The sequence below is a fragment of the Streptomyces sp. MGP-P1 genome (assembly GCF_057766565.1).
The window spans coordinates 1,087,558-1,106,961 of the sequence record NZ_JBYMEM010000001.1 but is presented as its reverse complement, the minus strand read 5'-3'; the positions used below and the strand labels follow the sequence as shown (position 1 = coordinate 1,106,961).

18 protein-coding genes and 1 pseudogene are annotated in these 19,404 nt (G+C 73.4%); 10 read left to right on the top strand and 9 right to left on the bottom strand.

Annotated features, from left to right (window positions below):
• The first annotated feature begins 36 nt into the window (after nucleotides 1–36).
• Together AC3CH1_RS04990 and AC3CH1_RS04985 are read left to right on the top strand one after the other, a co-directional pair.
• Nucleotides 37–1,509: an AlkA N-terminal domain-containing protein gene (locus tag AC3CH1_RS04990; protein WP_488461737.1), complete on the top strand. Its 1,473-nt coding sequence runs from the start codon at nucleotides 37–39 to the stop codon at nucleotides 1,507–1,509.
• 29 nt (nucleotides 1,510–1,538) lie between these two features.
• Nucleotides 1,539–2,075, top strand: coding sequence for a methylated-DNA--[protein]-cysteine S-methyltransferase (locus tag AC3CH1_RS04985; RefSeq protein ID WP_488461736.1), 537 nt, complete (start codon nucleotides 1,539–1,541; stop codon nucleotides 2,073–2,075).
• A 67-nt stretch (nucleotides 2,076–2,142) separates the two neighbouring features.
• Here AC3CH1_RS04985 and AC3CH1_RS04980 read toward each other — a convergent pair whose 3' ends face one another.
• Entirely contained in the window at nucleotides 2,143–2,727 is a 585-nt protein-coding gene (locus tag AC3CH1_RS04980; protein WP_018955172.1) for a TMEM165/GDT1 family protein, read from the bottom strand.
• A gap of 391 nt (nucleotides 2,728–3,118) precedes the next feature.
• Between AC3CH1_RS04980 and AC3CH1_RS04975 the strand changes: the two genes are divergently transcribed.
• Nucleotides 3,119–3,523, top strand: coding sequence for a (2Fe-2S) ferredoxin domain-containing protein (locus tag AC3CH1_RS04975; protein ID WP_488461735.1), 405 nt, complete (start codon nucleotides 3,119–3,121; stop codon nucleotides 3,521–3,523).
• Nucleotides 3,524–3,552: 29 nt separating this feature from the next.
• Here AC3CH1_RS04975 and AC3CH1_RS04970 read toward each other — a convergent pair whose 3' ends face one another.
• From AC3CH1_RS04970 to AC3CH1_RS04945, 6 genes are all read right to left on the bottom strand, one after another.
• Complete coding sequence (locus AC3CH1_RS04970) at nucleotides 3,553–5,457, bottom strand: helix-turn-helix domain-containing protein (RefSeq protein ID WP_488461734.1); 1,905 nt, start codon at nucleotides 5,455–5,457, stop codon at nucleotides 3,553–3,555.
• Between the two features lie 88 nt (nucleotides 5,458–5,545).
• Nucleotides 5,546–6,955 carry an MFS transporter gene (locus AC3CH1_RS04965; protein WP_488461733.1) on the bottom strand — a complete coding sequence of 470 codons (1,410 nt, stop codon included), beginning with the start codon at nucleotides 6,953–6,955 and terminating at the stop codon, nucleotides 5,546–5,548.
• A 151-nt stretch (nucleotides 6,956–7,106) separates the two neighbouring features.
• Nucleotides 7,107–7,904 carry a 3-hydroxybutyrate dehydrogenase gene (locus AC3CH1_RS04960; protein WP_488461732.1) on the bottom strand — a complete coding sequence of 266 codons (798 nt, stop codon included), beginning with the start codon at nucleotides 7,902–7,904 and terminating at the stop codon, nucleotides 7,107–7,109.
• A 134-nt stretch (nucleotides 7,905–8,038) separates the two neighbouring features.
• Nucleotides 8,039–9,358, bottom strand: coding sequence for an extracellular catalytic domain type 1 short-chain-length polyhydroxyalkanoate depolymerase (locus AC3CH1_RS04955; RefSeq protein ID WP_488461731.1), 1,320 nt, complete (start codon nucleotides 9,356–9,358; stop codon nucleotides 8,039–8,041).
• 204 nt (nucleotides 9,359–9,562) lie between these two features.
• The gene (locus AC3CH1_RS04950; protein WP_488461730.1) at nucleotides 9,563–10,252 is read right to left on the bottom strand and encodes a 3-oxoacid CoA-transferase subunit B; all 690 of its coding nucleotides are present in this window, start codon (nucleotides 10,250–10,252) and stop codon (nucleotides 9,563–9,565) included.
• 1 nt (nucleotide 10,253) lies between these two features.
• Nucleotides 10,254–11,024, bottom strand: a complete 771-nt coding sequence (locus tag AC3CH1_RS04945) for a CoA transferase subunit A (RefSeq protein ID WP_488461729.1) — start codon at nucleotides 11,022–11,024, stop codon at nucleotides 10,254–10,256.
• Between the two features lie 174 nt (nucleotides 11,025–11,198).
• Here AC3CH1_RS04945 and AC3CH1_RS04940 point away from each other — a divergent pair, with 174 nt between their 5' ends.
• Nucleotides 11,199–11,399, top strand: a complete 201-nt coding sequence (locus AC3CH1_RS04940; RefSeq protein ID WP_488461728.1) for a DUF2191 domain-containing protein — start codon at nucleotides 11,199–11,201, stop codon at nucleotides 11,397–11,399.
• An 80-nt stretch (nucleotides 11,400–11,479) separates the two neighbouring features.
• Here the strand turns inward: AC3CH1_RS04940 and AC3CH1_RS04935 are convergent, their stop codons facing one another.
• Nucleotides 11,480–11,977 (bottom strand): NUDIX domain-containing protein, encoded by a 498-nt coding sequence (locus tag AC3CH1_RS04935; protein WP_488461727.1) that lies wholly within the window; start codon nucleotides 11,975–11,977, stop codon nucleotides 11,480–11,482.
• 138 nt (nucleotides 11,978–12,115) lie between these two features.
• Here AC3CH1_RS04935 and AC3CH1_RS04930 point away from each other — a divergent pair, with 138 nt between their 5' ends.
• Nucleotides 12,116–13,234 (top strand): glycerate kinase, encoded by a 1,119-nt coding sequence (locus AC3CH1_RS04930; protein WP_488461726.1) that lies wholly within the window; start codon nucleotides 12,116–12,118, stop codon nucleotides 13,232–13,234.
• A 171-nt stretch (nucleotides 13,235–13,405) separates the two neighbouring features.
• On the opposite strand, the gene AC3CH1_RS04925 is transcribed toward AC3CH1_RS04930, so the two are convergent.
• Nucleotides 13,406–14,125, bottom strand: a complete 720-nt coding sequence (locus tag AC3CH1_RS04925; RefSeq protein WP_488461725.1) for a PucR family transcriptional regulator — start codon at nucleotides 14,123–14,125, stop codon at nucleotides 13,406–13,408.
• Between the two features lie 248 nt (nucleotides 14,126–14,373).
• Between AC3CH1_RS04925 and AC3CH1_RS04920 the strand changes: the two genes are divergently transcribed.
• The 5 genes and pseudogenes from AC3CH1_RS04920 to AC3CH1_RS04900 all read left to right on the top strand — a co-directional run bounded on the left by AC3CH1_RS04920 (nucleotide 14,374) and on the right by AC3CH1_RS04900 (nucleotide 19,328).
• Nucleotides 14,374–15,171: an ABC transporter ATP-binding protein gene (locus AC3CH1_RS04920; RefSeq protein WP_488461724.1), complete on the top strand. Its 798-nt coding sequence runs from the start codon at nucleotides 14,374–14,376 to the stop codon at nucleotides 15,169–15,171.
• Nucleotides 15,168–15,966, top strand: a pseudogene (locus AC3CH1_RS04915) (ABC transporter ATP-binding protein). The gene AC3CH1_RS04920 and the pseudogene AC3CH1_RS04915 overlap by 4 nt, the downstream one beginning before the upstream one ends.
• The gene (locus AC3CH1_RS04910; protein WP_488461723.1) at nucleotides 15,963–16,853 is read left to right on the top strand and encodes a branched-chain amino acid ABC transporter permease; all 891 of its coding nucleotides are present in this window, start codon (nucleotides 15,963–15,965) and stop codon (nucleotides 16,851–16,853) included. Before AC3CH1_RS04915 ends, AC3CH1_RS04910 begins: the two are co-directional and overlap by 4 nt.
• Complete coding sequence (locus tag AC3CH1_RS04905; RefSeq protein ID WP_488461722.1) at nucleotides 16,846–18,078, top strand: branched-chain amino acid ABC transporter permease; 1,233 nt, start codon at nucleotides 16,846–16,848, stop codon at nucleotides 18,076–18,078. Before AC3CH1_RS04910 ends, AC3CH1_RS04905 begins: the two co-directional genes overlap by 8 nt.
• Nucleotides 18,075–19,328, top strand: a complete 1,254-nt coding sequence (locus tag AC3CH1_RS04900) for an ABC transporter substrate-binding protein (RefSeq protein WP_488461721.1) — start codon at nucleotides 18,075–18,077, stop codon at nucleotides 19,326–19,328. Before AC3CH1_RS04905 ends, AC3CH1_RS04900 begins: the two co-directional genes overlap by 4 nt.
• Nucleotides 19,329–19,404: the final 76 nt, after the last annotated feature.

The following is a 19,404-nucleotide window of genomic DNA, read 5'->3' as shown; positions in this document are numbered from 1 at the left end:
CAGCCAAGCCGCTGACCGGTACACCATCCTGGAACCATGCACACCGACACCGAGCGCTGCGTGCGGGCCGTCCAGTCCAAGGACGCCCGCTTCGACGGCTGGTTCTTCACCGCGGTCCTGACCACCCGGATCTACTGCCGCCCCAGCTGCCCCGTCGTGCCGCCCAAGGTCCGTAACATGACCTTCTACCCCAGCGCCGCCGCCTGCCAGCAGGCCGGATTCCGGGCCTGCAAGCGGTGCCGCCCCGACACCAGCCCCGGCTCCCCCGAGTGGAACGCCCGCGCCGACTCGGTCGCCCGCGCCATGCGCCTGATCCGGGACGGGGTCGTCGACCGCGAGGGCGTATCCGGGCTCGCCTCCCGGCTCGGCTACTCCGCACGACAGATCGAACGCCAACTGCTGGCCGAGCTGGGGGCCGGCCCGCTGGCTCTGGCCCGCGCCCAGCGGGCGCAGACCGCCCGCCTCCTCATCGAGACGACCGCGCTGCCCATGGCCGAGGTCGCCTTCGCCGCCGGCTTCTCCTCGATCCGCACCTTCAACGAGACGGTCCGCGAGGTCTTCGGCCTGGCCCCCGGCGAACTGCGCACCCGAGCCGCCCGGGGCCCCCGGCCGGCCGCCGTACCGGGCGTCATCGCGCTCCGCCTCCCGTACCGGGCCCCGCTCAACCCCAGCAACCTCTTCGGCCACCTCGCCGCGACCGCAGTCCCCGGCGTCGAGGAGTGGCGGGACGGCGCGTACCGGCGCACCCTCACCCTCCCGTACGGGCACGGCGTCGTCGCCCTGGCCCCGAAGCCCGACCACATCGCCTGCCGCCTCTCCCTCACCGACCCCCGCGACCTCACCCGGGCCATCAGCCGCTGCCGCTGGCTCCTCGACCTGGACGCGGACCCAGTCGCCGTCGACGCGCAACTGCGCACCGATCCGCTGCTCGCCCCGCTGGTCGACGCGGGCCCCGGCCGCCGGGTGCCCCGCACCGTGGACGGGGCGGAGTTCGCCGTACGCGCGGTGCTCGGCCAGCAGGTCTCCACCGCCGCCGCCCGCACCCACGCCGCCCGGCTGGTCACCGCCCACGGCGTCCCGGTCGAGGACCCCGAGGGCGGGCTGACGCACCTCTTCCCGACCCCGGAGGCGCTGGCGGGACTCGATCCGGAGGCCCTGGCCCTGCCGCGCACCCGCCGCACCACCCTCACCACGCTCGTCGCCGCCCTCGCCAAGGACCGGCTGCGGCTCGACAGCGACACCGACTGGGAGCGGGCCCGCGCCGAACTGGCCGCCCTGCCCGGCTTCGGCCCCTGGACGGTCGAGTCCATCGCCATGCGGGCCCTCGGCGACCCCGATGCCTTCCTCCCCACCGACCTCGGCATCCGCCGGGCGGCCGGGCGACTGGGCCTGCCGACCACCCCCGCCGCCCTCACCGCACGGGCCGTCGACTGGCGCCCCTGGCGGGCGTACGCCGTGCAGTACCTCTGGACGGTGGACGACCACCCCATCAACCACCTGCCCGTCTGACGCCCGACGTTGACAAGGACACGGTTCCCATGACCACGACCAGCACCACCTCCACCTCACCGGTGACCAAGCAGCACACGGTCCTCGACAGCCCCTACGGCCTGCTCACGCTCGTCGCCACCGACGGAGTCCTCTCCGCCCTCTACATGACCGACCAGCGCCACCGCCCGCCCCAGGAGACCTTCGGCGACCCGGATCCGGAGCCCTTCACCGAGACGATCCGGCAGCTCGCGGAGTACTTCGCCGGTGAGCGCACTGCCTTCGACCTCCCGTTGAACCTTGCGGGCACGCCGTTCCAGCGGAGCGTGTGGAAGGAGCTGCTGAAGATCCCGTACGGCGAGACCCGTACGTACGGCGCACTGGCCGAGGAGCTCGGAAAGCCGGGCGCCTCGCGGGCGGTGGGACTGGCCAACGGCAAGAATCCCGTCGGGATCATCGTGCCGTGCCACCGGGTGATCGGAGCCTCCGGCAGCCTCACCGGCTACGGCGGCGGCCTGGACCGCAAGCAGCGGCTGCTCGCCTTCGAGAGCGGCGGGACGGACGACGGGGTGCAGGCACTGTTCTGAGAGCGGGCGGGGGCGTGCCGAAGCCGGCACGCCCCCGCCCGGGACGACAGGACCTGCCTGGCGCTCCTCAGCCGGTGAAGATCTCCACGGTCGTCCAGACGGCGAGGCCCAGCATGCAGATCCCGCCGACGCGCTGCACGGTCTTCAGCGGTACGCGCTTCGCGATGAACTTCCCCGCGAGCAGCGCCAGCGCCGAGACCGACATCAGGGCGGCGGCCGCACCGATCGCCGTGGACCAGGTGCCGTTGCTCGCCGCCAGGTTGGCGGTGGTGATCTGCGTCAGATCGCCCCACTCGCTGATGAAGACCGCCATGAACGCGGTCGTGTAGACCGGCCAGAACCCGGTCACGGTCTTCACCTCGGCGTCCTCGTCGTCGTCCCCGCCGCTGCCGCGCAGCAGCATGAACGCGCCGAACGCGAAGAGCGACGCCGAGACGAGCTTGACGGTCCAGTCGGGCAGCAGCCCGATGAGACTGCCCGCGCCGACGGCGATGGCGACGTGCACGACGAACGCGGACGAGGTGCCGAACCACACGTAGAGCGGCCGCATCCGCGTGCCCATGGCCAGCGAGGCGAACATCGTCTTGTCGGGGAGCTCCGCGAGGAAGATCAGCCCGAAGGCGGTGAGGATCGCCAGAGGGTCGAGGTGCATTCGGGGTGGCTTTCTGTTCGAGCCGGGCCCCGGATCTTCGCGAAGCGCCGCTCGGGCTTTTCGGAGGACCACTCGGCCCGGCATGACGGCTCCGCCCACAGGACGTGGACGTGTCATACAGGACCGAAGGTCTCGCCCGCCCGTGGCCGTCCCTCGCAGGACACACGAGCCCGGCCACCGGGAACCCGAAGGCTCCAGTATGTCGACGACCGGTTTGCGGGGCTACTCCCCTTCGCAGCCGTCAACATTACCCCACCCTGATTACCCCACCCTGCCGGAGACGGGGCCTGCTGTTCGAATCGTGAGGGCCTCGGTAGCATCGTGACGATCACCTGACCGGTGGTGGTCCGCCGCCATCCGACTCCACCCCACCGCGACGGGAAGTGCCCCCATGAGCCGCCGCACCCGCAAGGACGTGCCCGCCCAGGGCGCCACCCGGCCCACCGTCAGCGTCTGCCGGGGATGCTGCTGCGGCACGGAGAAGATCCCGGGCGTCGACCACGCGGCCCAGCTGACCCGGCTGCGCACCGGCCTGGAGGGCGCCGCCACCGTACGGGCGGTCGCCTGCCTGGACGCCTGCGAGCAGGGCAACGTGATCGTCGTGCAGCCCTCCGCCGAGGGCCGCCGCGCCGGGGGCCGGCCGGTCTGGCTGGGCCTGGTCAACGACGAGCACGCCGAGCAGGACATCGTGGCCTGGGCGGCGGCGGGCGGCCCGGGGCTCGCGGACGCCCCGGACATCCTCGACCTCTACGCCTTCCAGCCCTCGCGCCGGGTCCGGGCGGGTCTGGACGACTGAGGCCGTCCAGCGGGGCACGGCTCTTCCCGTCACAGGCCCTGCGTCAGGCGATGCAGCCGTAGGGCCAGCTGGATCTCCAGGGTGCGGGCAGGCGTGTTCCAGTCCTCGCCGAGGAGCCGGCCGATGCGCTCCAGCCGCTGCACCACCGTGTTCACATGGACGTGGAGCAGGTCCTTGGTCCGGGTGAGGCTCGCCCCCTGGGCGAAGTAGGCGTCCAGCGTGGTGACGAGGTCGGTGCCGCGCCGGCTGTCGTAGTCGAGCACGGGCCCCAGGGTCCGGTGCACGTAGCCGCCCAGGTCCGCCTGGTCGCCCAGCAGCACCCCGATGAATCCGAGGTCCCCGACGGCCCCGCCGCTCCCGGTGTGCCCGAGGGCGCGCAGCGCGGAGAGGCAGCGGTCGGCCTCGCCGTGCGCGTGCGGCAGCTCGGCCGGACCGGTGGCGGGGCCCGCCGAGCCGACCGTGACGGGGAAGCCGACCGCCTGGCCCAGTTCGGCGGCGAGCGCCCGGGCGGCCGGCCCCGGTGCGTCGGACGGCGCCACCAGGACGATGTGGTCGTGGTGCAGCCCGGCCAGACCGTCGCGGGCCTGCGCGCTCCGGGCGGTCGCGGCCAGCAGCCGGTGGCGCGGGGCCACCTCGCTGTGCGCGACGAACACACTGTGCCGCCCGCCCAGGTCGACGCCCAGCCGGCGTGCGCGGGCCGTCAGGGTGCCCGGGTCGCCGGTGCGCGAGAGCAGATCGCCCAGCAGCTCTCCCCGTACCCGGTCCTCCGTCTCGGCGACCGAGCGGCGCAACAGCATGAGCAGCGCGGTGACGACACTGGCACGCTCGAACAGGAGCCGGTCGGCGTCCGCAAGCCCCGCCCGGCCGGTCAGCGCGATGGAGCCGAGGAGCTCGGGCCCCGCGAGGACGGCGCAGACCCAGGTGCCGCCCAGCGGAACGGCCCGGCCCCTGGCCCGGGACGCGGACACCGCCGGGATCGGCTGCGGCAGCGGCGCGGTGCGGGCGCGGGCCAGTTCGGCGCCGTCCGCGTCATGGATGAGGATCCCGCCGTCCAGGATGTCGGCGAGGGCCGCCGCCACGTCGTCGGCGCCGCCGCCCTGGAGGACGAGGTCGGTGAGCTGGTCGTGGGCCTCCTCGGCCCGGCGCATCGCCTCGCTGTGCGTGCGGATGGTCTCCGACGCGGCGTTGAGGTCGACCAGCGCGGCCCGGGTCTCCTCCAGGAGCCGCGCCCCGTCGATGGCGATGGCGGCGTGGTCGGCCAGGGACGAGAGCAGCGCCACCTCGGTGGCGGTGAACTCGCGGGGCGCCCGGTCGGCCGCGTACAGCACCCCGATGATGCGGGCGCCGAGGCGCAGCGGCACACCGAGGATCGCCCGCAGGCCCTCGTCCAGCACGGCGCTGTCGATGGTGGTGGTGTGGTGGAACCGGGTGTCGGCCTGGTAGTCCCCGGTGGCGTACGGGCGGGCGGTCTGGGCCACCAGTCCGCCCAGGCCCTCGCCCATGCCGAGCCGCACCCGCTGGAAGGCCTCGGCCACCGAACCGTCCGTGACCCGCATGTACGTGTCACCCGCGGCGTCGTCGTTGAGCGAGAGGTAGGTGACGTCCGTGCCGAGCAGCAGTTTCGCCCGGTGGACGATGGCCCGCAGGACGGCGTCCAGGTCGCGCAGGGCCGCCAGGTCGCTGGCCGTGTCGAACAGGGCGGTGAGCTGCGCCTCGCGCACCCGGTGCTGGCCGAGCGTGCGCCGGATGCGCAGGGCCACGGCGGCGGCCTCGGCGATCTCGGCCAGCTCGGCCGCGGTCGCTCCCGCCCGCCGGGCTGCGGCGGCCGGCCGGTCGAACTCCTCGGCCGCCGCACCCTGTGCCAGCAGGTCCAGGAGCCGGCGCAGGGCCGGAGCGGAGTGCTGGGAGGCCGGTGGTGTCACGCCGGTGAGCATACGGTGATCGCCTCCCGGGAGGGGCCGAGCGGACAACGGGGACAGCACTCCCGCGCACCGCGCGGAGCGGTGCGCGGGGGGCGTGGGATCAGTGGCCGAGGGAGACCGCGTCCGCGCGGTTCCCGGCCGGCGCCGCCGGGACGGAGTCGTCGAGGCCGTCCTTGGTGAGGTCGCGGCCGCGGGTCTCCTTGGCCACCCAGACCGTCACCGCGGTGACCAGGGAGGCGAAACAGAGATAGACGGAGATCGGGACGGAGGACCCGTAGTCCTTGAGCAGCTCCACCGCGATGAGCGGGGCGAGGGCCCCGCCGATGATCGAGGCGAGCTGGGAGCCCATCGAGGCGCCCGAGTAGCGGACCTTCGTGTCGAACATCTCCGAGATGAACGCCGCCTGCGGACCGTACATCGCACCGTGCAGCAGCAGGCCGAGGGTGACCGCGAGGACGATGACGGGGAAGGACCTGGTGTTCAGGAGCGCGAAGAAGCCGAACGCCCAGAACGCCATGCCGACCGCGCCGATCAGCGTGACCGGGCGGCGTCCCAGCCGGTCCGAGAGGGCGCCCCACAGCGGGATGGTGACGAAGTGCACCGCGGAGCCGATGAGGACGGCGTTGAGGGCGTCGCTCTTGGACATCTCCAGGTGCACGGTCACGTAGACCAGCAGGAAGGCGGTGAGGATGTAGTACGAGATGTTCTCGCCGAAGCGCGTGCCGATCGCGAGGAGCACCTCGCGCCAGCTCCTGCGGAACACCTGGACGACCGGGGCCTGCTCCTTGACGCCCCGCTCGGCCGCGGCGGCCGACTTCCGCTGTGCCTCCAGGAAGACCGGGGACTCCTCGACCGAGATCCTGATCCACAGACCGATCATGACGAGGACACCGGACAGCAGGAACGGTATGCGCCAGCCCCAGGCGAGGAACGCCTCGTCGGACTGGACGGCGGCCAGCAGCGCCAGGACGCCGGTCGCCAGCAGATTGCCGCCGGGCGCACCGGACTGCGGCCACGAGGCCCAGAAGCCGCGGCGTTCGTCGCCGCCGTGTTCGGAGACGAGCAGCACCGCTCCGCCCCACTCCCCGCCGAGGGCGAAGCCCTGGACCAAGCGCAGGACGGTGAGCAGGATCGGCGCCCAGACGCCGATGCCGGCATGGGTGGGGAGCAGACCCATCGCGAAGGTCGCGCCGCCCATCATGAGCAGGCTGAGCACGAGGAGCTTCTTGCGGCCGATCTTGTCGCCGTAGTGCCCGAAGACGACGCCGCCGAGCGGACGGGCGGCGAAGCCGACCGCGTACGTCAGGAAGGCCAGCAGCGTGCCTACCAGCGGATCGCTGCTGGGGAAGAAGAGGGTGTTGAACACGAGCGCGGCAGCCGAGCCGTAGAGGAAGAAGTCGTACCACTCGATGGTGGTGCCGACGAGGCTGGCCGCGACGATGCGGCCGATCTTGCCCCTGGGGGGCTGGACGGAGCCTTCGGGGGGCTGGACGGAACTGGGGGAACCCATGGTGGAGTCACCGCGTTTCATTGGCAGGGCTGTCAGGGACGGGGGTGCGGGTCGGGGCGGAGTCGCGAGCGGTGCCAGTGGCAGGAGCGGGTGGAGCGGTACGAGCGGGTGGAGCCGACGCCGACGGTGGGGGACCGTGGCGGATGTGGTGTCAGTGGGCGCCCCAGCCTCCGTCGACGGGGAGCGAGACGCCGGTGATGTAGCCGGTGTGGGGGCCGCAGAGCCAGCGGCAGACCGCGGCGACCTCTTCGGGCTCGATCAGCCGCTTGATCGCGGAACGGTCCAGGAGGACGTCGGTGACGACCTCGTCCGGGGAGATCCCGTGCGCGGCGGCCTGGCCCGCGATCTGGCCCTCCACCAGCGGGGTGCGCACATAGCCGGGGTTGACGCAGTTGCTGGTCACCCCGTGCGGGGCGCCCTCCAGCGCGGCCACCTTGCTCAGCCCCTCCAGGCCGTGCTTGGCCGCGACGTAGGCGGACTTGAAGGCGCTGGCCCGCAGCCCGTGCATGCTGGAGACGTTGACGATCCGGCCCCACCCCCCGGCGTACATGTGCGGAAGGCAGTGCCGCATCAACAGGAACGGGGCGGTCACCATCACTTTCTGGATCAGCTCGAACGTGTCCGGCGGGAAGTCCTCGATGGCGGCCACGTGTTGCAGCCCGGCGTTGTTGACCAGGACGTCCACACCGGTCGGCAGCGTCGCGATCGCCTCCGGTTCGGCCAGGTCCACGACGTGGGCCACGCCGCCGATCGCGGCGGCGACGGACTTGGCGCTCCCGGCGTCACGGTCGACCACGTGAACGAGGGCGCCGGCGTCGGCGAGCGCCTCGGCGGTGGCCCGCCCGATGCCGCTGCCGCCGCCGGTGACCAGGGCGGTACGCCCCCTGAGGTCCACGGCCCCTGCGCCCGGCGCGGAGGAACCGGAAGCTGCGTGAAATTGGCTCGTCATGGCCGGAAACGCTAGAGACACCTGGCCGGACATCCCATGGTGCGGATCTCCACAGCGGGCGGGCGGGGAGTGGCGGACATCGCTACGTGTGTGCGAGGGTGCGGCTGCCCCGGGCCTCCGCCGGGTGAGCGGTGTCAGGGGCAGGTGGAGTCGGCGAGGACGTAGTGGCCCGCCGGTGACTCCTTGAGGGTGTGGGTCACGAAGGTGTTGTAGAGCCCCAGGTGCTGGCCTGAGCCCTTCGCGTACACGTGTCCGCCGGTGGTGGTGGCCCGTGCGGCGCGTACGTGCTCGTAGTTGCTCGCCGTCCAGCAGGCGGCGGGCTCGGTGGGCGGGTCCACGGGCGGCTCGGGGTCCGTGTCGCCGTCCAGGCCGAAGAAGCGGGTGATCCAGTGGCTGGAGCAGATCGAGTCGATGAAGTGCTGGGTGCCGGTGGCTCCGCACTGCTCGCCGCCGCCGCCCGGATCGACCGGGGTGCCGTGGGCGATGCGCGGCACCCGGTTGACCTCGACGACGCTCTCGCCGCCCGCCGACAGGTACGCGTCCCTGCGGGTGCCGTTGGGGCCGACGGTGGAGGTCCGGTCCGGCGACTGGTCGAGCCCGTGCACCGCCGTCCACTGGTCCCGCAGCTCATCGGCGTTCCTCGGGACGACGGTCGTGTCGTTGTCCCCGTGCCAGACGCTCACCCGGGGCCAGGGGCCCGTGTATCCCGGGTACGCGTCCCGCACCGCCCGCGCCCACGCCGCCGGGGTCCGGTCCACGCCGGGACTCATGCAGCCATACGCCGACACCACGTCGACTCCGCAGCCGTGGGGGAGGCCCGCGACGACCGCGCCCGCCGCGAACACGTCCGGGTAGGCGGCCAGCACGGCCGAGGTCATCGCTCCGCCCGCAGAGAGGCCCGTGACCCGGGCCCGGCCGTCCGCCCCGTAGGCGGACGCGGCATGGGCGACCATCTGCCGGATCGACGCGGCCTCGCCCTGCCCCCGCCGGGTGTCGCCCGGCTGGAACCAGTTGAAGCACTTGTTGGCGTTGTTGGCGGTGGTGGTCTCGGCGTAGACGACCAGGAATCCGTGGCGGTCGGCGAAGGCGTCGAGCCCGGCGTTGGCGGCGTACACCTGCGCGCTCTGGGTGCAGCCGTGCAGGGCGACGACCACGGGCGCGTCCGCAGGCAGGGCCGCGGGCCGGTACACGTACATGGTCAGGTTGCCGGGGTTGGCCCCGAAGGCGGTGACGCGCTCCAGGGAGGCGGCCGCGGCCTGCGGCTCGGTGGCCACCGCCGGGCCGGCGGCGTGCGCCGCTCCCGCGGCCAGGGCGACCACGACGGTGAGCCGGGCGAGGACGGCGGCGAGTCGGCCGACGGCACGGCGCCGGTGCCCGCCGCGTCCCGCTCGCGGCGGCAAAGGCGGTGGTGCGGTCTCGGACACGTCCGGTGGCGACGGTACGACGTACGACATGGTGACCTCCCGTAGGACGGCGCACGGGATCGCCCGTGATCCCGTGACCCCGGCCGCGCACCGTCGCCGGGAGAGCGGCGCCGGTGCGCGGCCGGGGTGCGGTCACCGTAGGGAGCGGGCGGGCGGCCCGGAAATGGCGGCGCCCTCCACAGCCCGCCGGGGATCCGGGGGCCGCCACCTCTTGTGGGGCGCGCGCCCCTGCTGCTACGTGACAGCCCCGAGGGGTGGCCGGGACAGCGCTCCGGGCATCGACGCGAGCTTGTCCGCCACGGTCAGCTCCGCACCGGTCGCGGCACGGACCTGATCCGCCGTCACCCCGTCGGCCAGTTCCCGCAGCAGGAAGCCGCGGGGGGTGACGTCGAGCACCGCGAGATCGGTGATGATCCGGTGCACCACGCCCCGGCCGGTGAGCGGCAGGGTGCACTCCCCGAGCAGCTTGGGGGAACCGTCGCGCGCCGTGTGCTCCGTCAACACGATGACGCGCCGGGCGCCGTGGACGAGATCCATGGCACCGCCCATCCCCTTGATCATTTTTCCGGGAACCACCCAGTTCGCGAGGTCGCCGCAGGCGGACACCTGCATCGCCCCCAGGACCGCGACGTCGATGTGCCCGCCCCGGATCATCGCGAAGGAGAGAGCGGAGTCGACGCAGGACGCCCCGGGCAGCAGGGTCACCGTCTCCTTGCCCGCGTTGATCAGGTCGGGCCGGACCTCGGACGGGACGGGGTAGGGGCCGACGCCGAGGAGGCCGTTCTCCGAGTGGAACACCACCTCGACGCCGTCCGGAAGCTGGTCGGGGATCAGCGTCGGCAGGCCGATGCCGAGGTTGACGTAGGCGCCGTCCTCCAGCTCCCGGGCGGCGCGGGCCGCCATCCGCGTACGCGTCAGCGGCATCTCAGCTGGTCCCTTCGGGGGCGGTGCGGACGGTACGGCGCTCGACGCGCTTCTCGGCGCGCGGGTCGGCGGTCCCGACGAGGACGACCCGCTGCACGAAGATCCCGGGCAGGTGGACGTCGTCGGGGGCGAGTTCGCCGGGCTCGACCAGCTCCTCCACCTCCGCCACGGTGATGCGTCCGGCCATCGCGGCGAGCGGGTTGAAGTTACGGGCGGAGGTGTCGAAGCGGAGGTTCCCGTGCCGGTCGCCCACGGCCGCGCGCACCAGCGCGAAATCGGTGGTGATGCCCTCCTCCAGGAGGTGCTCGCGCCCGCCGAAGGTCCTTGTCTCTTTGGGCGGCGAGGCCACCGCCACGGAGCCGTCGGCGCCGTGGCGCCAGGCCAGACCGCCCTCCGCGATCACGGTGCCCGCCCCGGCCGCCGGGATGCCCGATCCGCCGGCCCGCAACCGTTCCGCGAGAGTGCCCTGCGGGACGAGCTCCACCTCCAGCTCACCTTCGAGGTACTGGCGCGCGAACTCCTTGTTCTCCCCCACATAGGAGCTGGTCATCCGCGAGATCAGCCCCGCCCGCAGCAGGAGGCCCAGGCCCCAGTCGTCCACCCCGCAGTTGTTGGACACCACCCTCAGCTCACCCGCGCCCCGCTCCAGCAGCGCGTGGATCAGCACACTGGGTATGCCGCACAGCCCGAATCCGCCCACGGCCAGCGATGCCCCGCGCCCGACGTCCGCGACCGCGTCCGCCGGGTCGGCGACCACCTTGTCCCTGCTCATCCGTCCACCTCTCGCCTCGTCGACTGCGCACGAGACTAGGAACCGGTGACGGCCCGCGGCGATGGCGGCCGACCCCATAGCGGGGCCGGACCGGATGGTGGTCACGACGGTCCGGCGCGATGCACCTCGGGGAAACCGGCCCGCGCGCGGAGCACACCGGTATAGGGTCCGCGCATGGCCAAGGTGACCGTCAGTCTGGATGCCGAACTCGTCGTCGAAGTCATGGTGCTCGCGGGGGTCGGCAACCCCCAGGACGCCGTCGAGCTCGTGGTGCGCGACTACATCGCGCGCGGCCACCGCACGGAGGCCCTGGTCGCCGACCGCGAGGGCGCGGTGCGCGACGTGGAGATCAAGCCCGAGGCACAGCAGGGCTGATCGCCTGGTGGGGGACCGGGCCCCGCACGGCTGATCGCCCGTACGGGCCGGGCCCGGGCAGGACCGATCCCCCTCGCGTTCTACGCGACCGGCTCGCCGTCCTCCAGCTCCACGGTCCCGGCGCCGGACACCAGGACCTTCAGCGCCGCCCGGACCCTGCCCCCGAGCGTGCCGAGCAGAAAGCCGTCCAGATCGGCGGGCGCCACCAGCCGCCAGGACAGCAGCTCATCCTCCTGGATCCTGACCGCAGCCAACTGGTCCGCGGTGAGCACCCCGCCGTCGTACAGATACGCCACGATCGGCGGTCGGCCGGGGCCCCGCACCCAGTCCACGGCGAGCAGCCGCCCCGGCGCCACGTCGAGACCGATCTCCTCCGCCGTCTCGCGCCGCGCGGCCTGCCGGGGCCCCTCACCCGTCTGGGACTCGACGGTCCCGCCGGGCAGCGCCCAGCCCTCGCGGTAGTTCGGCTCGACGAGGAGGAGCCGTCCCTCCGCGTCACGGAAGAGGGAGGCGGCGCCGGACAGGACCCGGGGGAGCCCGGCGATGTACACGGCGTAGTCGGCATCAGGAGTCGTCACGGCCGACAGCGTAGCGGCGCGGGCAGAACCGCACGGCCGTGGACGGCCATGGGCAGATCAGGGGGCGTGCGGATAAGGTCGGGGCGGCGCGACTGCCTGTTCGAAAGCAAGGGATGCAAGGTGACGGACGGAGCAGATATGCAGACCGCCCGCGTGCTCGTGGCGGCGGACAAGTTCAAGGGCTCGCTCACGGCCGTGCAGGTCGCGGAGCGGGTGACGGCCGGGCTGCGGCGCGTCGTCCCCGACGTGCGGGTGGAGACCCTGCCGGTCGCGGACGGCGGCGACGGCACGGTCGCGGCGGCGGTGGCCGCCGGATTCGACCGCCGCGAGGCGCGGGTGACCGGACCTCTCGGGGACCCGGTGACGGCGGCGTACGCGCTGCGCGGGTCCACCGCCGTGGTGGAGATGGCCGAGGCCTCGGGCCTCCAGCACCTGCCCGACGGGGTGTTCGCCCCGCTCACGGCCACCACGTACGGCTCGGGCGAGCTGCTGCTGGCCGCTCTGGAGGCGGGGGCGACGACGATCGTGTTCGGGGTCGGCGGCAGCGCCACCACGGACGGCGGCGCGGGCATGCTCGCCGCGCTCGGCGCACGCTTCCTGGACGCGGACGGGAAGCCCGTCGGCCCCGGTGGCGGCCCTCTCGCGGAGCTGGCCGAGGCCGACCTCACCGGGCTCGACCCCCGGCTGGCGGACATCGACCTGGTCCTGGCCAGCGACGTGGACAACCCGCTGACGGGGCCCAAGGGCGCGCCCGAGGTGTACGGCCGCCAGAAGGGCGCGAGCGAGGAGGACATCGCGGTCCTCGACGCGGCCCTGGCGCACTACGCCTCGATCCTGGGCCCGGACACGGCGGCCCTGCCCGGCGCGGGCGCGGCCGGCGGCATCGGCTACGGGGCGCTCGTCGCCCTCGGCGCCCGCTTCCGCCCCGGCATCGAGGTGATGCTCGACGTGCTCGGCTTCGCCCCCGCGCTCGCCCGGGCCACCCTGGTCATCACGGGCGAGGGCTCGCTCGACGAGCAGACGCTGCACGGCAAGGCCCCGGCCGGGGTCGCCGCCGCCGCGCGCGCGGCCGGGATCGAGGTCGTCGCGGTCTGCGGCCGGCTCGCCCTGCCCCCGGAGGCCCTGGAGAAGGCGGGCATCCGCCGCGCCTACGCCCTGGCCGAGCTGGAACCGGACCCGGCGGTGTCCATGGCCCAGGCCGGGCCGCTGCTGGAGCGGGCGGCGGAGTCGATCGCCCGGGACTTCCTGCTGCGCTGACGCGGAGCGGTCGTCCGCGGATCGCGGTACGCGGCTCAGGCGTACGGGGCTCAGGCGTACGGGGGCGTCCGCGGGTCAGGCGTACGGGCAGAGCACGGGAAGGGACCCGGGGACAGACGCCGGGCCCCTTTCCGTACGCCGGGTTCTCGGACCTCGCCCACGCCCCCCGCCTCACGGTGGCGCCGACGACAGCCTCAGCACGTCCAGCGCCAGCACCAGGTCGACCAGCTCACGCGGCCGGGACAGCGAGCGCGCGGTCAACCGCTCCAGCCGCCGCAGCCGGTTGAACACCGTGTTGCGATGGCACCGCAGCCGTACCGCGGCACGCCCCACCGAACCCTCGCACTCCAGCCACACCTCCAGCGTCCCCACCAGCACCGCGCGCTCCGCCGGAACCAGCGCCAGCAGCGGACCGAACACCTCCGCGAGGAGCCTCGCCGACAGCTCCGGGCCGCTCACCAGCAGGGCCGTCGGCAGCCGCTCGTCGAGCCGTACGACCTCCCGGCTGCCGGGCGCGCACGTCAGCAGCGCCGTGCCCGCGAGCCGCCGTGCCGAGCCCAGCCGCGCCGGCGAGCCCACCACCGGACTCATGCCTCCCGGCCCCGCACCGTGCTCACCGAGCCGCGCCACCGCCCCGGCCGGCCCCGCCGCACCCAGCAGCACCACCGCGACGTCCCCGTCCCCCGCGCCGCACCACCACCAGCGCGCCCCGTCCGCGTCCGCGCCCTCCGCCACCGCTGCCTCCGGTACGGGCGCGCCCAGCACCACCACCGCGTAACGCCCCCGGTCCGGCAGCCCGAGGCCGCGCGCCGCACGCTCCACCAGGTCCGGCGGCGCCCCGCCCGCCAGCAGCGGGCCGAGCAGCGCCCCGTACCGCGTCCCACACCGCATCCGCCGCTCCGTCCCCCGGTCCGGGCGTTCCTGATGACCGATGAGGATGCCAGCGGCCGGACGGGCGGGCGCCCGCCCGTCACCGCCTCTGTGCGCGTGCACAACGAGGCCCTTCGTTCGCTGGTCGCCCGCATCGAGTCGGCCCCGCGCCGTGGACGCACGTCCCGCCCGGTGCTGGTCTGTGGCATCACCCCCACCAACCAGACGACAGACGAGCACGACACGACAAGGCGGAAGGAGGAGGACGCATGGCAACGCTAGAGATCCGCGGGCTGTCCGTCGGCTACGGCCCGGTCCGGGCGCTGCGCGACATCTCCGTCGATGTGCCGGACGGCGGGATCACCGCCGTACTCGGCGGCAACGGCGCGGGCAAGACCACGCTGCTGCGGGCCGTTTCGCGGACCCTCGGCTTCCACCGCGGGACGGGCACCGGAACCATCCGGTTCGACGGCCGCCCCCTGGAAGGGCTGCGGCCCGCCCAGGTGGTGGCCGCCGGAGTGGTCCAGGTGCCGGAGGGCCGACAGGTCTTCGCCCGGATGACGGTGGCCGACAACCTGCGAGCGGGGGCCCTCGGGGCACGTGGCGGACGCAAGGAAGCGAGCGCCGCGCTGGCCCGGGTCCACGAGCTGTTCCCGGTGCTCGCCGACCGAGCGCACCAGCGGGCCGGGCTGCTGTCCGGCGGCGAGCAACAGATGCTGGCGATGGGCCGCGCCCTGATGGCGGGGCCCCGCATGCTGCTGCTGGACGAGCCCTCGCTCGGCCTCGCCCCGCTGATGGCGGCCAGGATCGCCGAGACCGTGCGAGAGATCAACGCGGCCGGCACCTCCGTCATGCTCGTCGAGCAGAACGCGGCGATCGCGCTGCGGCTCGCCTCCACGGCGTACGTCCTCGACGTCGGCGAGGTCGCCCTGTCCGGGCCCGCCGACGAACTCGCCGCGTCCGACGAGGTCCGCCGCCGCTACCTCGGCGTCGTCGACGAGGACGCGGCGGCGGACGCCGACCCGGCCGCCCGGAACCGCCGCACCCTGAGCAGGTGGTCCGCGTGACCACCACTGCCACGGCCTCCGCGCGCAGCACGACGGCCGCACTCGCCGTCGAGGACGTCACCGTCCGCTTCTCGGGGCTCACCGCCCTGGACGGCGTCTCCTTCACCGTCGAACCCGGCAGTGTGCACGCCCTCATCGGGCCCAACGGCGCGGGCAAGTCCACCTGCTTCAACGTCCTGTCCGGCGTCTACCGCGCCACCTCCGGACACGTCCGCCTCGGCGACACCGAACTCACCGGACTCCCGCCGCACACCATCGCGGGCCTCGGGGTCGCGCGCACCTTCCAGAACCTGGCGCTGCCCCCGCACGCGACCGTCGCCGACAGCCTCCTGCTCGGCCGCCACCGGCTGACCCGCTCCGGGTTCGTCGCCACCGGCCTGCGGCTGCCCTCCGCCGCCCGGGAGGAACGACGCCACCGCGACCGGGTCCGCGAGATCGCCGAATTCATCGGCCTCGACGCGGAGTTGGAGCGCCCGGCGGGCTCACTGCCGTACGGGCAGCAGAAACTCGTCGAGCTGGGCCGCGCCCTGTGCATGGAGCCGAAGGTCCTGCTGCTGGACGAACCGATCGCAGGGATGACCGCGACCGAGCGCCGGCGCACCGCGGCCGTGGTGGCCGACGTACGCGACAGCCTCGGCATCTCCATCGTGCTGGTCGAGCACGACATGGGGGTGGTGATGCGGCTCGCGGACGCGGTGACCGTACTCGACTTCGGACGACGGATCGCCGGGGCGCCCCGCCGAGGTCCAGAGGGACCCGGCCGTCGTCCAGGCCTACTTGGGAGCACCTCAATGAGCACGTTCCTCGAACTCCTCCTCGGCGGCCTGTCGATCGGCTCGGTCTACGCACTCATCGCGCTCGGGTTCGTCGTCATCTTCAAGGCCACCGAGGTCGTCAACTTCGCCCACGCGTCACTGCTGTTGGCGGGCGGCTACGTCACCGCCGTGCTCCACGACGACATCGGGTTCTGGCCCGCGCTGCTCGTCGGGATCGCGGGGGCGGCGACCGTCGGGGCGGGCATCGAGTTCTTCGTGATGCGCCGCTACCGGGGCAGCGACCACAGTGTCCTGGCCATCGTCACCATCGGCGTCGACATCCTCCTGATCACCGAACTCACCCGCCGGATGGGCACGGACGTGCTCGCCCTCGGAGACCCCTGGGGCAACGAGGTCGTCACGGTCGGCGGCATCACCCTCGCCCAGACCCGGATCGCCGCGTTCCTCGCCGCCGGGCTGCTGATCACGGTGTTCCTGCTCGCCTTCCGCTACACCTCGTGGGGCGTGTCGATGCGGGCCGCCGCCGAGAACCCGCAGACGGCGGCGCTCATGGGCATCAAGCTGGGGCGGGTCTCGCTCGCCGCGTGGGCGGTCGCCGGGGCACTCGCCGCCGTCGCCGCCCTCTTCCTCACCGTGTTCCCGACCCCGGGCCTGGAGCGCGCCACCTCGCTCGCCGCGCTCAAGGCGTTCCCCGCCGCGATCCTCGGCGGGCTCGACTCCACCACCGGGGCGCTCGCCGGGGGACTCATCGTCGGCGTCACCGAGTCGCTCGCCACCGGCTACCAGAGCGACCTCGCCTTCCTCGGCCGGGGCATCGGCGACCTGGCGCCCTACCTCGTGATGGTGGCGGTCCTGCTCATCCGGCCCGCGGGCCTCTTCGGCACGAAGGAGCTGGCCCGTGTCTGACACCACCGCCGCAGCCGCCCCCGCTCCCGGGGCCCCTGCCGCACCGGCCCGCGCCCCCGTCCGCGCCGAGGGCCGCGCCGACCGGCTGCGCCGGCCCCGTACGTACGCCGTCCTCATCGGCTCCCTCCTGCTCCTCGTCCTCCCCTTCTACCTGGACCGCTTCTGGCTCCAGGCCGGGCTGTTCGCGATGGCGGCGGCGATCGGCGCCATCGGGCTCAACATGCTCACCGGCGCCACCGGGCAGCTCTCCATGGGCCACGCGTTCTTCCTCGCCGTCGGCGCGTACGGCTACTGCGTCCTGGCGGGCGAGCGCGGCACGGAGAACGGACACACGCTGACCGGACTGGGGCTGCCCACCTGGCTGGCCGCGATCCTCGCCGTGCTGCTCGCCGGAGCGGCGGGCGGTCTCTTCAGCCCCATCGCCGGCCGGCTCCGAGGCGCGTACCTCGGCATCGCGACCCTCGCGCTGATCTTCATCGGGCAGCACGTCCTGTTCAACGCGGGCTCGCTGACCGGCGGTTACAACGGCCGGGCCGTACCGCCGCTGTCCGTCTTCGGGTTCACCTTCGACGACACCGAACTCGTCGTCGCCGCCGTCCCGTTCGGCTCCTCGGAGAAGCTCTGGTACGCGGGACTGCTCGCGCTCCTGCTGAGCGCGCTGTTCGCCCGCGGCGTGCTGCGCGGCCGGCCCGGACGGGCCATGAACGCCATCCGCGACCACCGGATCGCGGCCGGGGTGATGGGCGTGCCCGTGGCCCGCTACCGGGCCGGGGTCTTCGTCCTGTCCTCGATGTACGCGGGTCTGGCGGGCGTCCTGCTGGCCCTGGTCTTCCAGCGGACCGTGCCCGAGTACTTCGGCATGATCCTGTCCCTCGAATACCTCGCCATGATCGTCATCGGCGGGCTCGGCAGCGTCGGCGGAGCCGTGATCGGCGCGGCCTTCGTCACCCTGCTGCCGCAGGTGTTCACGCACTACAGCGACTCCCTGCCGCTGGTCTCCGCCCCCGGCACGGGCGGGCTGGCACCCGGTGAGGCGTCCCGCTATCTGTACGGTGCCGCGGTGGTCGCGGTGGTCCTGTTCCTGCCCGGCGGCCTGGCCCGGCTCGGCCTCGCCCGCAAGAAGCCGGCGGCTCCGAAGAAGCCAGGGGCTCCGAAGAAGCCAAGGGCTCCGAAGAATCTAGGGGCTCCGAATCCAGGGGCTTCGAATCCAGGGGAGAAGTCATGAAACTCAGAGTGCTCACGGCCGTGGTCGCGACCCTCGCCGTCACCCTCGTCGGGTGCAGTGGCAAGGCGACCGACGGCAAGGCCAGCGAGGAGGGCGAGGGCGGGATCAAGACGGGCCCCGGGGTCTCCTCCTCGACGATCTCCCTCGGCGTGCTGACCGACATGACCGGCGTCTACGCCTCCCTGGGCAAGAGCGTCACCCAGGCGCAGCAGCTGTGGGTCGAGCAGACGAACAAGGAGGGCGGCATCTGCGACCGGAAGATCGAACTGGCGGTCCGCGACCACGGCTACGACCCGCAGAAGGCGATCGCCGCGTACACCGAGCTGGAGCCGGAGGTGGTGGGCTTCGCCCAGTTCATCGGCTCCCCGTTCGTCGCCGCCGTCGAGCAGCGCGTCGACGGCCAGGACAAGGGCCTCGTGCTGCCGCAGGCCTGGTCGGCGAATCTGCTGGGCTCCCCGTACATCCGGGTCATCGGCGCCACCTACGACGTGGAGACGATCAACCTCATCCACTATCTCCTCGCCGAGAAGCGCATCGCCGAGGGCGACAAGATCGGTCATGTGTACTTCGAGGGCGACTACGGCGAGAACGCGCTCGTCGGTTCGAAGCACGCGGCGAAGGAGGCGGGTCTCACCGTCGTCGAGCAGAAGATCAAGCCGACCGACAACGACATGACGGCCCAGGTCGCCGCCCTCAAGCAGGCCGGGGTCAAGGCCGTGATCGTCAGCGCGGGCCCGCGCCAGGCGGCCTCGCTCGTCGGCGTCGCGGCGGCCACCGGCTTCGAAGTCCCGGTCGTCGGCAACAACTCGGCTTTCGCCCCCCAGCTGTTGAAGACCCAGGCGGCCCCCGCACTGCTCAAGGACTACTACGTCGCCGCCTCCACGCTCCCCATCGGGGACCCGGGCGACGGCCCCGCCAAGCTCGCGAAGGAGTACGCCGCCCAGTACCCGAAGGACGTGCTCGACAACGGCGTCGTCGCCGGTTACACGGCGGCCTCCCTGTTCGGCGAGGCCCTGTCGAAGGCGTGCGACGACAAGGACCTCACCCGAGAGGGCATCGGCAAGGCGCTGCTCACGATCAAGGGGTACGGGAGCGAGTTCGGGGTCTCGCACGACTTCTCGGACCCGAAGGCCCCGTCCACCCGGGAGAGCGTCATCATGAAGCCGGACGCGAGCGCCGTCGGCGGGCTGAAGGTGGTCCGGCCGGCCGAGGTCGCCCCGGCGGCGGAGTCCTTCACCGCCGGTTCCTGACCGGATCTCCGGCCCCGCGAGGCGTACGGGTGCTCCTCACCCGTACGCCTCCTTGGCGCGCTCGGCGCGGGCGGCC

Bases quoted from the DNA above. Each gene is read 5' to 3' on its own strand.
- AC3CH1_RS04990 (WP_488461737.1), top strand. From the start codon at position 37: ATGCACACCGACACCGAGCGCTGCGTGCGGGCCGTCCAGTCCAAGGAC.
- AC3CH1_RS04985 (WP_488461736.1), top strand. From the start codon at position 1,539: ATGACCACGACCAGCACCACCTCCACCTCACCGGTGACCAAGCAGCAC.
- AC3CH1_RS04980 (WP_018955172.1), bottom strand. From the start codon at position 2,727: ATGCACCTCGACCCTCTGGCGATCCTCACCGCCTTCGGGCTGATCTTC.
- AC3CH1_RS04975 (WP_488461735.1), top strand. From the start codon at position 3,119: ATGAGCCGCCGCACCCGCAAGGACGTGCCCGCCCAGGGCGCCACCCGG.
- AC3CH1_RS04970 (WP_488461734.1), bottom strand. From the start codon at position 5,457: ATGCTCACCGGCGTGACACCACCGGCCTCCCAGCACTCCGCTCCGGCC.
- AC3CH1_RS04965 (WP_488461733.1), bottom strand. From the start codon at position 6,955: ATGGGTTCCCCCAGTTCCGTCCAGCCCCCCGAAGGCTCCGTCCAGCCC.
- AC3CH1_RS04960 (WP_488461732.1), bottom strand. From the start codon at position 7,904: ATGACGAGCCAATTTCACGCAGCTTCCGGTTCCTCCGCGCCGGGCGCA.
- AC3CH1_RS04955 (WP_488461731.1), bottom strand. From the start codon at position 9,358: ATGTCGTACGTCGTACCGTCGCCACCGGACGTGTCCGAGACCGCACCA.
- AC3CH1_RS04950 (WP_488461730.1), bottom strand. From the start codon at position 10,252: ATGCCGCTGACGCGTACGCGGATGGCGGCCCGCGCCGCCCGGGAGCTG.
- AC3CH1_RS04945 (WP_488461729.1), bottom strand. From the start codon at position 11,024: ATGAGCAGGGACAAGGTGGTCGCCGACCCGGCGGACGCGGTCGCGGAC.
- AC3CH1_RS04940 (WP_488461728.1), top strand. From the start codon at position 11,199: ATGGCCAAGGTGACCGTCAGTCTGGATGCCGAACTCGTCGTCGAAGTC.
- AC3CH1_RS04930 (WP_488461726.1), top strand. From the start codon at position 12,116: ATGCAGACCGCCCGCGTGCTCGTGGCGGCGGACAAGTTCAAGGGCTCG.
- AC3CH1_RS04925 (WP_488461725.1), bottom strand. From the start codon at position 14,125: ATGCGGTGTGGGACGCGGTACGGGGCGCTGCTCGGCCCGCTGCTGGCG.
- AC3CH1_RS04920 (WP_488461724.1), top strand. From the start codon at position 14,374: ATGGCAACGCTAGAGATCCGCGGGCTGTCCGTCGGCTACGGCCCGGTC.
- AC3CH1_RS04910 (WP_488461723.1), top strand. From the start codon at position 15,963: ATGAGCACGTTCCTCGAACTCCTCCTCGGCGGCCTGTCGATCGGCTCG.
- AC3CH1_RS04900 (WP_488461721.1), top strand. From the start codon at position 18,075: ATGAAACTCAGAGTGCTCACGGCCGTGGTCGCGACCCTCGCCGTCACC.